The sequence below is a fragment of the Pseudomonas gozinkensis genome (assembly GCF_014863585.1).
Classification (GTDB): Bacteria; Pseudomonadota; Gammaproteobacteria; order Pseudomonadales; family Pseudomonadaceae; genus Aquipseudomonas; species Aquipseudomonas gozinkensis.
In genome coordinates, this window is the sequence record NZ_CP062253.1 from 3,698,029 (window position 1) to 3,712,441 (window position 14,413).

General features: G+C 61.4%; 14 protein-coding genes and 1 pseudogene. 4 read left to right on the top strand and 11 right to left on the bottom strand.

Annotated features, from left to right (window positions below; translation table 11 throughout):
* Positions 1-108 precede the first annotated feature (108 nt).
* Positions 109-1,767: a phosphoethanolamine transferase gene (locus IHQ43_RS16225; protein WP_192561285.1), complete on the top strand. Its 1,659-nt coding sequence runs from the start codon at positions 109-111 to the stop codon at positions 1,765-1,767.
* Positions 1,768-1,915: 148 nt separating this feature from the next.
* On the opposite strand, the pseudogene IHQ43_RS16230 reads toward IHQ43_RS16225, so the two are convergent.
* From IHQ43_RS16230 to IHQ43_RS16280, 11 genes and pseudogenes are all read right to left on the bottom strand, one after another.
* Positions 1,916-2,185 (bottom strand): annotated as a pseudogene (locus tag IHQ43_RS16230) (DUF971 domain-containing protein); the annotation flags it as partial.
* The gene (locus tag IHQ43_RS16235) at positions 2,182-3,144 is read right to left on the bottom strand and encodes a HEAT repeat domain-containing protein (RefSeq protein WP_192561286.1); all 963 of its coding nucleotides are present in this window, start codon (positions 3,142-3,144) and stop codon (positions 2,182-2,184) included. The gene IHQ43_RS16235 and the pseudogene IHQ43_RS16230, both read right to left, overlap by 4 nt.
* Positions 3,141-3,989 (bottom strand): ABC transporter ATP-binding protein, encoded by an 849-nt coding sequence (locus IHQ43_RS16240; RefSeq protein WP_192561287.1) that lies wholly within the window; start codon positions 3,987-3,989, stop codon positions 3,141-3,143. The genes IHQ43_RS16235 and IHQ43_RS16240 overlap by 4 nt, the downstream gene beginning before the upstream one ends.
* Complete coding sequence (locus IHQ43_RS16245) at positions 3,989-4,771, bottom strand: ABC transporter permease (RefSeq protein WP_192561288.1); 783 nt, start codon at positions 4,769-4,771, stop codon at positions 3,989-3,991. Before IHQ43_RS16245 ends, IHQ43_RS16240 begins: the two co-directional genes overlap by 1 nt.
* A 135-nt stretch (positions 4,772-4,906) precedes the next feature.
* Positions 4,907-6,310 carry an ABC transporter substrate-binding protein gene (locus IHQ43_RS16250; RefSeq protein WP_192561289.1) on the bottom strand — a complete coding sequence of 468 codons (1,404 nt, stop codon included), beginning with the start codon at positions 6,308-6,310 and terminating at the stop codon, positions 4,907-4,909.
* 236 nt (positions 6,311-6,546) lie between these two features.
* A complete protein-coding gene (locus IHQ43_RS16255; RefSeq protein ID WP_007959413.1) occupies positions 6,547-6,792 on the bottom strand; it encodes a 4Fe-4S dicluster domain-containing protein in 246 nt (81 codons plus the stop codon).
* A gap of 25 nt (positions 6,793-6,817) precedes the next feature.
* Entirely contained in the window at positions 6,818-8,548 is a 1,731-nt protein-coding gene (locus IHQ43_RS16260; RefSeq protein WP_192561290.1) for a fumarate reductase/succinate dehydrogenase flavoprotein subunit, read from the bottom strand.
* A gap of 2 nt (positions 8,549-8,550) precedes the next feature.
* A complete protein-coding gene (locus tag IHQ43_RS16265) occupies positions 8,551-9,297 on the bottom strand; it encodes a GntR family transcriptional regulator (RefSeq protein WP_085654180.1) in 747 nt (248 codons plus the stop codon).
* Positions 9,298-9,530: 233 nt separating this feature from the next.
* Positions 9,531-10,499 (bottom strand): Gfo/Idh/MocA family protein, encoded by a 969-nt coding sequence (locus IHQ43_RS16270; RefSeq protein ID WP_192561291.1) that lies wholly within the window; start codon positions 10,497-10,499, stop codon positions 9,531-9,533.
* A gap of 9 nt (positions 10,500-10,508) precedes the next feature.
* A complete protein-coding gene (locus IHQ43_RS16275; RefSeq protein ID WP_192561292.1) occupies positions 10,509-11,396 on the bottom strand; it encodes a Dyp-type peroxidase in 888 nt (295 codons plus the stop codon).
* 56 nt (positions 11,397-11,452) lie between these two features.
* Complete coding sequence (locus IHQ43_RS16280; RefSeq protein ID WP_192561293.1) at positions 11,453-12,487, bottom strand: AraC family transcriptional regulator; 1,035 nt, start codon at positions 12,485-12,487, stop codon at positions 11,453-11,455.
* Between the two features lie 211 nt (positions 12,488-12,698).
* On the opposite strand from IHQ43_RS16280, the gene IHQ43_RS16285 reads away from it, so the two are divergent.
* From IHQ43_RS16285 to IHQ43_RS16295, 3 genes are all read left to right on the top strand, one after another.
* Entirely contained in the window at positions 12,699-13,646 is a 948-nt protein-coding gene (locus IHQ43_RS16285; RefSeq protein WP_192561294.1) for a SphA family protein, read from the top strand.
* A 252-nt stretch (positions 13,647-13,898) separates the two neighbouring features.
* Positions 13,899-14,093, top strand: a complete 195-nt coding sequence (gene relB / locus IHQ43_RS16290; RefSeq protein WP_192561295.1) for a type II toxin-antitoxin system RelB family antitoxin — start codon at positions 13,899-13,901, stop codon at positions 14,091-14,093.
* A gap of 46 nt (positions 14,094-14,139) precedes the next feature.
* On the top strand, positions 14,140-14,367 hold the full coding sequence (locus IHQ43_RS16295; RefSeq protein ID WP_243459157.1) for a type II toxin-antitoxin system RelE/ParE family toxin: 228 nt from the start codon (positions 14,140-14,142) through the stop codon (positions 14,365-14,367).
* Positions 14,368-14,413 lie beyond the last annotated feature (46 nt).

The window sequence follows — 14,413 nt, forward strand, 5'->3', positions numbered from 1 at the left end:
CCATCGCTGAAAAACTTGTGACAAGATGTTTACAAAATTTTTACCAATCCTCTTCTATAGTTAGGAGCACATCCGTATGTGTTTTCTATCTGTAGAGGAACGATTCAAATGGCTTTGGGCAAAGGACTGCGCTTGCCAGTCATCACTCCAACCCGCCTGGTGCTGCTGTTTTCCCTGGCACTTGTGGCGCTGTACAACCTGGCGACCTGGAAAGCGCTGGGGACACTGATCACCCTGCAAGGCGCGCACAAAGTGGCGTTTTTCGCCTCTTTCGGGCTGTTTCTGTGGGCGGCGATCACCCTGCTGCTGACGTTGATCTCGTTTCGCTGGACGCTGAAACCGGCGCTGACGCTGGTGGCCCTGCTCTCGGCCTGCGCGGCGTATTTCATGAACGAGTACGGGATCACCATCGACACGGTAATGATCCAGAACGTGTTCGAAACCAATCCGGGAGAAGCCACCGCGCTGTTCAGCGGCAAATTGCTGGCTTATGTGCTGTTGCTCGGTGTGTTGCCGGCCGTGCTGATCTGGCGCTGGCCGGTGGTTTATCGGCCGTTCTTTCGGGGCTTGCTGAACAAGGTGCTGGTGATCGTGGCCTGTGTGCTGGTGATCGGCGCTTCGGTGGGCGCGTTCTATTCGACCTACGCGCCGATCTTTCGCGAGGAAGACAAGCTCACCCACTTCATCAACCCGACCAACTACATCTACGCGATCAGCAAATACACCAAGCAGCGGCTGGGAATCAAAAAGCATTTCGTGGTGCAGACCATCGGCGAAGATGCCGTCATGACCGCCAAGGCTGCCAGCCGCGAAAAGAAATCGCTGATGGTGTTCGTGGTCGGCGAAACCGCCCGGGCCGACCATTTCTCGCTCAACGGTTATGAGCGCGAGACCAATCCCGAGCTGAGCAAACTCGACATCCTCAACTTCACCCAGGTGCATTCCTGCGGTACTTCGACGGCGGTGTCGGTGCCGTGCATGTTCTCGATGTTCCCGCGCGAGGACTACAGCGACAAGAAAGGCAAAACCTACGAAGGCCTGCTGGACATCCTGCAACGGGCCGGCGTGCAAGTGCTGTGGCTGGACAACAACAGCGACTGCAAAGGCACCTGCCTGCGCGTGCCGAACCGCGACATCGCGAAGGACCAGCCGGGGCCGTTCTGCGACGGCAACAACTGCCTCGACGAAGCGCTGCTGGCCGACCTGCAAGGCTACATCGACAGCCTCAAGGGCAACGCGATCATCGTCCTGCACGCCGATGGCAGCCACGGCCCGGAATACTACGAACGCTACCCCAAGGACATGGAGCGCTTCAAACCGATCTGCCACACCAACCAGCTGGGCAGTTGCAGCCGTGACGAACTGGTCAACGTCTACGACAACACGATCCTCTACACCGACCATTTCCTGGCCAAGGTGATCGAGCTGCTCAAGCGCAATCAGGACCACCTCGATACGTCGATGCTGTACGTGTCCGACCATGGCGAATCACTGGGCGAGAACGGCCTCTATCTGCACGCCGCGCCCTATGCACTGGCGCCGGAAGCCCAGACCCATGTGCCGATGGTGATGTGGTTCGGCAACAACACGTTGGCGCAACTCGGCATCGACCGTGGCTGCCTGCAAGGCAAAAGCAGCCAGCCGGATCTGAGCCACGACAACCTGTTCCATTCGGTGCTCGGGTTGTTCGAGGTCAGGACGTCGCTGTATCAGCCGGGGCTGGATATTTTCCATGGCTGCCGGCCGCCGATGACTGCCGCGCAATAATTCAGACATCGAAGATCCCTGTGGGAGCTGCGGTGCGACGACTCGACTTGCCAGCAATGGCGGCCGCTCAATCAACATAGATGCCAGATTTGCCGGCCTCATCGCTGGCAAGCCAGCTCCCACAGAGTAAACGATGCTCTAAGGGGTTGAGTTGTGCCAGATAGGCCCACGGGTAAATCCCGCGTTGATGACCGTCGCTGAACACCAGTTGCAGGCCGTAACCCTGAGCGTTCAATTCGATGACCCGCACTCGCGGGTCAACCAACGGTGGCGTGCCCCGCAGGCGAAACGCGCGGCATTGCGAGCACGGGCACTGGCGGCGCAGTTCGGCATGGTCGAGCAGCTGTTCGCGGCCATCCGGCCAGCTCAGCCGTAACCGGTGTTCACTTTGGGAATTGCCGACCGACAGCGGATTCATTGCAGCTGACTCAAGGCAATCCGCACGGCCTTGCGCACTTCCGGGTCGCCGTCGTCCTGCGCGGCCTGCAATGCCGCCACCGCCCCACGATCATTCAATTCGCCGAGGGCCAGCGCGGCTTCCTTGCGCAGGTTGCTGATGCGATGGCCGAGGGTATCGATCAGGGCGTCGAGGGCCGGCACGTAACGCAAACGGCCGAGGCTGCGCGTGGCGCGCAGGCGAACCTGCCAGTAATCGTCGGCCAAGGCTTCGATCAGGGCCGGGCCCGCGTCGGTGTGGCCGACCTTGCCAAGGGTGGTTGCGGCTTCTTCGCGCACTTGCCAGGCCTGGTCCTGCAAAGCCTGACGCAAGGCGGGCAGCACTTCAGCGTCACTTGCCAAACCCAGGGCGCCGGTAGCGGCGCGGCGAACTTCGGTGTCCGGGTCATCACTCGCCAGGCGGGCCAGGGCTGGCAACGCGTCGAGTTGCTTGAGCCAGCCAAGCACGCCCACAGCTTCGCGGCGCACGCTGGCATCGGCATCGTTCAGCGCCTGAATCGCGGCCAGCGCAGCGCCGGGGAAACGCAATTCACGCAAGGCCCGGAACGCGGCAATCCGCACGCCGGTTTCGGCATGGCTGGTCCACGGCATGATCACCCTGCCCGCCGCTTCGGTCTTGAGCAGGCTCAGGCTCTGCGCCGCTGCGGCTTGCACCGCCGGCGACGGATCCGTCAGCGCCTGGCACAGCGCTTCAACCACCGGCTCGTCTTCCCAGGCTTCCAACAGGCGCGCCGCTTCGGCACGCACTTCTTCGGCGGGGTCTTCAGCCAGGCGCTCGACCAGCCAGAGCAGACCGTCCGGCTCTTCGAGGTCGGCCAGATCGATCAGGGCAATCCGCCGTACACCGGCGTCATCGGCGGTCAGGCGTGGTTGCAGGGCGAGAATGTCGTCGTTATCGGTCACAGCAAAAAATGAGGTCACAGGGCAAATCTCGGCAAGGTGTTTTCAGGAGGCAGGCCGAGCGGATTGAGGCGCGGCAGCGGTCGGTCGTTGTCGTGGCGCAGCAGGTCGAGGCAGTGGCGCTTGAGGCACGAGAACGCGTGGCTGGTGACCAGTTCGGTGGTGCGTGGGCGCGGAAAGTCGAGGCGCAGGTCTTCGATGATCCGCCCCGGCCGTGCGCTCATCACCAGCAAGCGATCGGCGAGGAACAGTGCTTCGTCGATGTCATGAGTGACGAACACCACGGTGGTACGAATCCGCGTCCAGATGTCCAGCAGCAGTTCCTGCATGTTCAGGCGGGTCAGCGCGTCCAGTGCGCCGAAGGGTTCGTCCATCAGCAACAGCCGTGGGCGATTGACCAGCACCCGGGCGATTTCCACCCGTTGCTGCATGCCGCCGGAGAGTTGATCGGGCCAGCGTTCAGCGAAGCCTTCGAGGCCGACCAGTTTGAGAATTTCGTCCGCAGCGCGATGGCGCTCGGTTTTACCGATGCCACGCATCTTCAGGCCGAAGGCGACGTTGTCGCGCACCGTGCGCCACGGGAACAAGGTGTGATGCTGGAACACCATGCCGCGCTGTGGCGACGGGCCAGACACTTCGGTGCCGTCGACTTTCAACTGCCCGCCATGGGGTTGCAGATGCCCGGCCAGCGCGCCGAGCAAAGTCGACTTGCCGCAACCGGACGGGCCGAGAATGCACACGAACTGGCCCGGCTCGATCTGGCAATCCAGGCCCTGCACCGCTTCAAAGGCTTGCCGGCCTTCGCCGAGCACGATGGACAACTGACGGATATCGATCCGCCCTTCCGGGGTTTGCATGACGCTCATCAGGCTTTTCCTCGTGGCCGGTGCCAAGGCGTGAACAGCCCGCCCAGGCGTTTGATCAGCAGGCTGCTGCCCATGCCCAACACGCCGATCAGCAACATGCCGACCACGATGTCGGCGTAGTTCTGGATGGTGTAGGACTCCCAGGTGTAGTAACCGATGCCGAACTGGCCGGAGATCATTTCGGCGGTCACCAGACAGAACCACGACGTGCCCATGCCGATGGCGAGGCCGGTGATGATGCTCGGCGCAGCGCCCGGCAGGATCACTTCCAGCAGGATCGCCCCGCGCCCGGCCCCGAGGCTTTTGGCCGACGCGATCAGGCGCGGGTCGACACCTTCGACGCCGTGCACGGTGTTGAGCAGGATCGGGAACAACGCGCCGGTGAAGGTGATGAACACCATCGACAGCTCCGACGACGGGAACATCAGGATCGCCAATGGAATCCACGCCACAGCGGGGATCGGGCGCAGCACTTCCAGCGGTGGCAGCAGCAGGTCTTCGGCCCATTTCGAGCGACCGATGGCCAGGCCCAGGGCGATGCCGATCACTAGTGCCGCGAGGTAACCGGCGAAGACCCGGCCGAGGCTGGCGCTCAGGTGCTGGATGAGCTTGCCGGAGTCGCCGAGGCCGAGTGCGGCTTCGATAACGGCCAGTGGGGTCGGGACGTTGGCGAAAGTGACGAGGCCGAGGTTCCAGTGGTGGCTGGCGGCTAGTTGCCAGAAGAGCAGGCAGAGTAATAGGGAGACGGCTCTGGGGAGCCAGCGTCGATAAGGTCTGAACACAACAATTCCTCTCACCCCGACTCTATGTGGGAGCGAGCTTGCTCGCGATTCGGATAGGTCAGGCAAAGTTGCACCGTCTGACCGGACGCCTTCGCGAGCAAGCTCGCTCCCACAGTTGACCGAGTTGTTATCGGGTTAACGACTGGCCACGGCCTGGGTCGTGGCATCGGTGAAGTCGAGGACTTTGCCGCCCTGAGCCGTGGCGAATTGCTGGGCCTGGCCTTTTAGCAGGAACGCGCTGAGGCGCCCCTTCGCATCACTGGCAAACCACGCCTGCTCCGCCAGCAACTTGATCCCGCTGTCACTCGCCTGGGCATACACCGCCCGGATGTTCTTGCCTTCCGACTTCAGGCCGGCCAGTGCGGTGAACGCCTCTTCAGCCGAGGCGTACCGCCGAACCTTGTCTTCACCCCGCACCCAGATTTCCGCGACATGGCTGAAGTCGGAAATCGCTTTCCCGGTCGCCGCATCGACCGACTTCAACGGCGTCTGCGCGTAGTTGGCCAGTTGCGCGGTGTAATCCAGATTCGAAGCCTTGAACGCCGCACGAATGTACTGATCGTCGATAAAGGTGTTCAGGTCGAGCCCACGATCCGCCTTCTTCAGCAGCTTCAGTGTATCGATGGCCGTGCCCACGGCCTGGCGATATTCAGGCTTCCAGCTCAGGTCGCGGGTCTGCACGCCGAGCGGGCCGTGGAACAGGTAATTGACCTCGGCATCGACGCCGGTGACCTTGGCGATCAGTTCGCTGTATTTCTCCGGTTCGGCGGCCAGCAGTTGATTGGCCTCGATGCTGGCGCGCAGGTAGGCGACGACAATTTCCGGGTACTTTTTCGCATAGGCCTGATCCACCAGCGCACCGTGGAAGGTCGGCGCATTGGCCTGGGCACCGTCGTAGATCTTGCGGGCGAAGCCACGGCTCGGGAACAGTTCGGCGAACGGTACGAAGTCGGCGTGGGCGTCGATCTTGCCGGCTTGCAAGGCAGAACCCGCGACCTCCGGCGGCTGGGCGATGATGTTCACATCCTTGAGCGGGTCCCAGCCCTGCTCCGCCACGGCGCGCAGCAACATGCCGTGGGCGGTAGAGGCAAAGGGCACGGAAATGGTCTTGCCCTTGAGTTCGCTCAGCGACTGCACGCCGGACGCGCTCGGCACCACGATGCCGTTGCCGCTGCCCTTGATGCTGCCCGATAGCACGCTGATGAACAGGCTGTGCTTGCCGGCGGTTTCAAACGCCACGCCATTGAACGCACCGGGGAAATCGGCCATGGCGCCGAAGTCGAGTTTGCCGGCGACCATCTCGTTGGTCAGCGGTGCGCCGCTGGTGAAGTTCTTCCACTGCACGTCATATTTGGCGTCCTTGTAGGCGCCGTCGTGAGGCAGGTATTTGTCGAGCAGGCCCAGCTCGCGAATCAACAGACCGCCGGCAGCGCAGTTGATGGTGGTGTCCTGGGTGCCGATGGCAATGCGGATGGTTTCGGCCGAGGCCGACAGGGTGAACGAAGCCAGTACCAGACCGGCGATTGCTGCACGCAACATGGTTGAATCCCCTCGAATCATTTATAGGATGTTCGTCTCCGCCGCGATCAGGGCGCGGTGGGAAACGAGGGGTGTTTTTCAATTCAGCGTCCGGGGTTTACGGATGGCTTTTGTGTTGTCTGGGGCGGCCTCATCGCTGGCAAGCCAGCTCCCACAGGTTTCTCGGTGTACTCATATTTTTGGGCTGGCTTCGATCCACTGTGGGAGCTGGCTTGCCAGCGATGGCGTCCTAGTAGTCAACGCAATAAATAAGGGATTTCGACTTTTACAGCACCGGTCGGGCAGTCCTTTTCGCAAGGCATGCAGTACCAGCATTCGTCGAACGCCATGTAGGCCTTTTGCGTGGCCGGGTTGATCGCCAGCAGGTCCATCGGGCAGACGTCGACGCACACGGTGCAGCCCTTTTCGGCGATGCATTTGTCCTCGTCCACGGTGACGGGGGCGTTGGAGCGGAAGAAGATTTCCTGGGCTTGATAGGCCATGGTTCGGACTCTCTCTAGTGATGCATCAAGCGGCGCAGGCGCCGACCCGCAAGCGGTCGTAAGCCTGCATTTCCTCGGCATCGAGCGGGATGATGTAAGGCTCGACGGCTTTCTTGAAACTGGTCATGCGCCCGTCCTCGCCCTTCTTCAGGTGGCAGTGGCAGAACCATTCGCGGTCGTCCCGTTGCGGGTGATCGACGCGGTAGTGGTACAGGCCCCAGCGGCTTTCGGCGCGGAACAGCGAGGCCCGGGCAGCCATTTCGGCGCAGTCGCGAATCACGCTGGCTTCCATGGCACGCATCAGTTCATGGGCGTTGTTGGCCTTCATCTCGTTCAGATCGCGTTCGATGTCGCTGAAGCGTTGCAGGCCGATTTCCATCTTCTTGGTCACTTTCGGCGGTTGCAGGTAGTCGTTGACGAAGCGCCGCAGCTTGTACTCGACCTGGGCCGGCGGCAGACCGTGTTCGCGGTCCAGCGGTGCGTAGACCCGGGTCTTTTCCTTCTCGATCTGTTCGGCATTCAAAGCGGAAAACTCGCGCCCGGCGACAAACTCCGCCGCGTTGTGGCCGGCGAACCAGCCATAGGTGAACGCGCCAAGCATGTAGTTGTGCGGCACGGCGGCCATATCACCGGCCGAGTACAAACCCTTCACCGAGGTTTCGGCGCGCTCGTTGACCCACACCCCGGACGCTGAGTGACCGCTGCAAAAGCCGATTTCCGAGATGTGCATCTCTACCATTTGCGTGCGGTAATCGGTGCCGCGATTGGCGTGGAACTGACCACGACTCGGGCGCTCGTTGCTGTGCAGGATTTCCTCGATGTTCTGGATTGTTTCCTCGGCCAGGTGATCGAGCTTGAGGAACACCGGGCCGTTGCCGCTTTCCAGTTCCTGGTGGAACTCCCACATCATCTGCCCGCTCCAGTAGTCGCACTCGATGAAGCGTTCGCCCTTGTTGTTGGCGGTGTAGCCGCCGAGCGGGCCGGTGACGTAAGCGCAGGCCGGGCCGTTGTAGTCCTTGATCAGCGGGTTGATCTGGAAGCACTCGAGGTTCGCCAGTTCGGCCCCGGCGTGATACGCCATCGCGTAACCGTCGCCAGCGTTGGTCGGGTTTTCGTAGGTGCCCATCAGGTAGCCCGAAGACGGCAAACCCAGTCGCCCGGCAGCGCCGCAGGCGAGGATTACGGCTTTGGCCTTGATCACGTGGAAATCGGCGGTGCGGCAATCAAAGCCCATCACACCATTGACGGCGCCCTCCTCGTCGGTCAGCAACCGGGTGCAGACCAGGCGGTTGGTGATGCTGACCCGCGCGCGTTTCAACTGGCGATACAGGACTTTCTTGATGTCGTGCCCTTCCGGCATCGGCAGCACGTAGGCGCCCATGTGGTGGACTTTCTTCACCGCGTAATCGCCGGTTTCGTCCTTCTCGAACTTCACGCCCCAGCGGTCGAGCTGTTCGATGGTTTCAAAGCTGTGGGTGGCATAGGCGTACACCGCCGCCTGATTGACGATACCGTCGTTGGCGATGGTGATTTCCTTGGTGTACTGCTCCGGCGTCGAGTGGCCGGGAATGATCGCGTTGTTCAGGCCGTCCATGCCCATGCTGATCGCGCCGCTGCGCTTGACGTTGGCCTTGTCGACCAGCAGCACCCGCAGATCCTTGTTCTTTTCCTTGGCCTTGATCGCGGCCATCGGGCCAGCGGTGCCACCGCCGATCACGACGATGTCGTATTCCTGTTCGAGGGTGTTGCGGGTCATGGTCACGCCCCTTTTTGCCGGTCGATCCGCAGGCGGTACTGGAACGCATCGCCACGGTAGTAAAGGTGTTCGAAGTCCAGCGGCTGGCCGTTGGCGTCGTGGGTCAGACGTTCAATGCGCATGATCGGCGAGCCGGCTTCGACGTTCAGCGCCTGGGTCAGGTCGCTGTCGGCCAGCACCGCGTCGATGGCCAGATCGGCGTGGCCGAGGGCGATGCCGCAGTCGTTTTCGAGGATCAGGAAGATGTCGCGGGTCACCAGATCGGCCTTCTCCAGGCGCTCGCCGACGGCTTTGGGCAGGTAGGTGATTTCCAGTGAAATCGGCTCGCGGTTGATCAAGCGTACGCGTTTGATCTGGGCGACGGTTTCGCCTTCGGCGACCTGCAATCGCTCGGCGACCAGTTTGTCGGCGGCGATGAATTTGAAACTGCGCAGGCGGTTGATCACCTCGTAGCCACGGCCGGTCATGGACTCGGCGAGGCCTTGCAGGGTGCTGACGTTTTGAAAGGTCTTGGGTTTGGCGACGAAGGTGCCTTTGCCGTGGATCTTGAAGATCAGCCCTTCTTTCTGCAGATCGCCCAGAGCCTGGCGCACGGTGATGCGGCTGACCTTGAACAGCGTGCCGAGCTCGCTTTCGGACGGCATCTGGCTGTCTTGCGGGTATTCGCCGTCGAGAATCCGGGCGCGCAGCACATCGCGCAGTTGGGTGTGCAGCGGAACGCTGCCAAGGGAGAGAACGTTATCGGTCATCACGGGATCACTTGTTATAACGAGTTATGACGTGATCTTAGAGACGTTATGACAAGCTTGAGAAATACCGAATGAGCATAACCTTAGATGCAGGGCACACGTTGTTACCTGTGGGAGCTGGTGGGAGCTGGCTTGCCAGCGATGGCGTCCCGTCAGCGAACTGATTGGCTATCTGAACCACCGCTATCGCTGGCAAGCCAGCTCCCACCGGGGGATGGTGTAAGTCAGGAGGATCAGTGGCGCTTGAGGATCTGATCCATGACCCAATCGGTCTTCAGGGCTTCGGCGGCGATTGCGGGGTGACGGGACTCACCGCGAATCTGCGCGTTCATGCCCAACACGTGGTGCCACTGGATGTGCTCGTGGTGGGGGATTTCCAGGCTGATGTGTTCATCAGCGTGCAGCTCGACCGGATGCTCGTCGAACACCGAGAAACCAATCCGCCCTTGGCTGCCGATGATCTCGACCCGATCCTCGCGCCGGTCCGCGACAAAGCTCCAGCAGCCCATGCCCAACGCGCCCGAGGCGAATCGCCAACTGGCGCTGACCGCATCTTCCGCCGCGTACAACCCGGCCTGACGCGCGGTGAAGCCGGCGACTTCGACGATGTCACCCAACAGATACTGGAACAGGTCGAAACCATGGCTGGCCAGATCCGCGAAATACCCGCCACCCGCCACCGTCGGATCGGTGCGCCAGTTGTCGCTGCCGTCCAGATCCTTGGGTGACGGCGCCTTGGTCAGCGTCCAGCTCAGGTGCCGCACCTCGCCGATGCGCCCCTGCTCCAGCCATTGCCGCACCTGCTGGAAACGCGGCAGCGAGCGGCGGTAATAGGACACGAACAGGTGCAGACCGGCGCCGACAAACGCCTGCTGCATTTCGCGGCTTTGCCCGGCGTTGAGGGCCATGGGTTTTTCCACGCAGCAATGCTTGCCGGCGGCGGCGACTTTCAGGCTGTAGGTGTAGTGACTGTCGGGGGGCGTGGCGATGTACACCGCGTCCACCTCGGGATCGTTGATCAGGGCATCGACGTCGGTGTACGTCCGGGCGATGCCGTGGCGCGAGGCGTAATCGGTCACGGCTTCGAGACGTCGCCCCATCACCGCCACCAACGCCGAACCGGGCGCCTTGTAGAAGGCCGGCCCGCTCTTGCGTTCAGCGACGCTGCCACAACCGATCATGCCCCAACGCACCACGTTCATTCTTGTGCCTCAGCCGATGCGCAGTGCGCGCAGATCGAGGTGGCCGTTCTGCAGCGGCGGGCACCAGTAGTAGCCGCCGGTGATCGGCCGGCTGATACGGTACAGACCGTCGGTGATGCCGTCTTCCAGGCCGCTCATGCGGCGCAGTTGCGCTTCGAAGGCATCGAGGGAGAAGCCGAACGCGAGGAACATCAGGCCGGCGCGGTCGCCTTCGATCCACGGCATCGAACGGCGCACGACGAACGCTTCCGGGGCGAAGCTTTCCTGGGCAGTACGCTTGACGTGAGCGGACACCGGAGCGTCGTCGATCTCTTCGTTGTCGCTCAGGCGACGGCCCATGATGTTGTCCTTGTCCTCGGCGGACAGCGCATGGAAACCCTTGAGGTCATGCTGCCATTGCTGGATGGCGGCGAAGCTGCCGCCGACCAGACCGTCCGCGCCTTCACTTTGCAGTGCGGCGGCGATGGCGGCTTCGTCATGGGGGTTTTCGGTGCCGTCTTCATAACCGGTGAGGTCATGGCCGTCCTTGTGGCGGAAGGCTTCCTGCATCTGTACCAGACGCAGCGCCGGGGCCAGTGCGGCCTCAAGTGCACTGCTGCGATTGAGCAACTCGCCACGGTCGACGCCGTGCAGCCAGACCCACAGCGCGTGCTGGGTCGACGGGTTTTCAACGCCAACGCCAGTCAGCGCCGGGAAGCTGCGCAGGCCGTCGATGTTCACATTCAGGGCCTTGGCCAGGGATTCACCGAAACCGACCACCGCCGACTTGCCGTCCACCAGGTTCAGCAAGTTGTCGATCGCCTGCGGCAGCGCTTCAACCGACTCGAGGGCGAAAAACAGGTGACGTGCTTGCGGTGGAACTGGGGTGGCGAGAATGCCCGGCTGGTAGTAACTCATGTCGACTCCTTGGAAAGAGCGCGGAGTTTAACTGTAGGCGGAGGGTTTGTGTGGGATCAGATCACGCACTCATTGCGCCATGCACTCGGGCTCTTGCCCGTCCAGCGCTTGAACGCCCGCCGAAAACTGCGCACGTCGCTGTAGCCGACTTCCTCTGTAATCCGCTCGATCGGCATATCAGGATTGGCCAGCAGACTCATGGTTCGCGCCTGGCGCACTTGCTCCAGCAACGCCTCGAATGTCAGCGAGTGCTCAGTCAGCCGCCGACGCAAGGTACGGCTGCTCATGTTCAAGTCGCCGGCGATCTTTTCGATGTGGCTACCCCGGCTCAAGTCCCGGGCAATCGCCCGCTCCACGGCCTGGATCAGATCGAGTTTCTGATGCACCTGCGCCGCTTCCAGCTCCAGCAACTTGACCGCCTGACGCAGCGCCAGCGAATGGTGGTTAGGCAGGTTCACATCCAGCCATTGCACGTCGATCAGCATGCGATTGTGCAGACACCCGAAACGCACATCCGGCCCCAACAGCCGCCGGTATTCATCGACGTAATCCGGCGCGGCGTGCATGAACTCCACGGCAATCGGCTTGAACGTCTCGCCCACCAGCGCCCGGCCGTAGACCAGCAGGCTGGCGAAAAACTCTTCCACCGCAAACACCTGCACATCGGCAAATGGCAGCCGGCATTCAACGTCGACGTACACCTGGTCGCCCACCACATCGACACTGGAAACGACGATCCCGCCGGATGTGTGCTGATGCCGGACCCCGATTTCGAACGCGTCGCGCAGGGTCTTGCACAGCGACAGCACATGCCCGAGCAGCCCTAGCGTCCCGAGCACGTTCTGCGCGCCGACCCACAGGCCCAGCCCCTGATTGGGCATGACTTTGAGCGCACGCTGGATCATGGCAACGGCCTGGCGATAGGAAATCCGCTGCGAAGGATCCTGCAAGTCTTCGAAATCAAAGCCCAGGCCACGGCACAGGCTCCGCGGCTCGATGCCCTTGTTGGCAGCGACTTCGGCCAGGGTTTGCAGGAGAAATGGCGACACCAAAGCCAGTTCGAAGGTCGGGTCTTGGACTTTTACGTTCATGGGGGCTGACATTCCGGATCACGCTGAATTGTTATTTTTGTAACCGGTTATGTCGAAGGAAGTTAGCACAGGGTTGGCGGGCTGTCCGCAGAAGTCCCCTTCCGTGTCCGCCAATACCCTGCCCTGACGTGCGCCAAGGGCTTATTTCTATAGTGGCCGGACGCCCTGCGTGCCGGCGTTGCGCCCAAACACAATAATAATGAGGACGGACATGACCCCGAACCGCGCGACATTCCCTGTGCGACTGGCGCTGAGCCTGCTCGGCTGCGCCGCGACCCTGCCGGCGCTGGCCACCGAAGCCGGCGTCGACAACATCGGCCCCGGCACCGACGGGTTCTTCATGCTGCCGCTGGAAGTCGACAGCCTTCCGGAGAACATGGTCGCCTTCAACCTCTACTACAACCACTACAAGTCGCGAAAGCTCAACATCAGTTCGCTCGGCGGCAAGGTGCCGAACGTCGAGATCGAATCCACCGCCGTCATCCCGCGTCTCGACTACCTGAGCCCGGTGCGGATTTTCGGCGGACGCCTGGCCGGTTACATCGCCCAGCCGTGGCTCAAACAGGAAGTTTCGGTATTCGGCCTGAGCGACACCCGCGAAGGCATGGGCGATACCACCATCGCGCCGATCATCCTGTGGGACATGGGCAAGAACCTGACCCTCGGCGCCGCCGTGGAAATCACCGTGCCCACCGGCGAATACAGCGTCGACCGCCTGGCCAACACCAGCAACAACTTCTACACCTACAAACCGCTGTTTTCCTTCACCTGGCTGCCGACCGAGCGCACCGAGGTGTCGATGAAAACCACCTACAGCTTCAACGAGAAGAACAAGGACACTGACTACAAGTCCGGGCAGATCTTCCACTTCGATTACTCGGCCAGCTACAAGATCACTGATGACCTGATGCTCGGCATCAACGGCTACTACCTCAAGCAGACCACCGACGACAAACAGTTCGGCCACACCGTGCAATTCGCCGGCGAAGACGTGAACGACGGCGTACGCGGCAAGGTCTTCGCCATCGGCCCGGCGCTGCACTTCACCTTCCTCAAGTACGCCAGCGCCGAGATTCGCTGGGCCAAGGAGTTCGACGTGGAGAACCGGCCGGAGGGGGAAATGTTGTGGGCGAAGGTGAGTATTCCGTATGCGTTCTGAGTGCATTTGTAGGAAGGCGCGCGCGGATTTGTAGGCAGAAAACCTGAAAAACAGAGGGTGGGAATAGGCCTACAGCGGCGGTCGAGATTGCCGGACAACGGAGGGAAACGTCCGGCAGATTTCAAAGGGGCGCTTGCAGATACTGGGCTTCGTTACTCCATGGTTCCTCAAGGGCTCATGGAGTGCATCGTCTGCCAGTGACGACAATGGGCCATTCCCCCTTAAACTGTTAAATTGATCACGGAGATCACTATGAGCTTATTACTTTCCCCGTTTTACTCTGACTTCGAATCCGAAGAAGAGGCCGAGAGCTACGATCGCTGGTTTCGTGCCAAGGTGCAGGCTGTACTGGATGATCCTCGCCCGGGCATTCCCCATGAGGAAGCCATGGTGCGGCTCGACCAGTTATTAGAAGAGAGACGCAAGAATCGACGCGCTGCCGCTTGAATGGAGCGATCAAGCTCTGGACGATCTGGCTGACATTATCGATTACATTGAACAATACAACTCAAACGCTTCAACGGCTCTGCAGCACAAGGTGGGTGCAGCAACGCAAAGGCTTTCATCAATCCCCTATGGTTACCGGTCCGGTCGAGCGCCAGGCACTCGGGAAATGGTGGTCAATCCGAACTATCTGCTGGTCTATCGAGTGAACGGGCGCATCAAAATACTGACGTTAGTCCACACCCGACGACAATACCCACGAACCTCATCACCATAAAAAAAGGGCGGCCAATTGGCCGCCCGAAGCGTACTACACGAGAGTC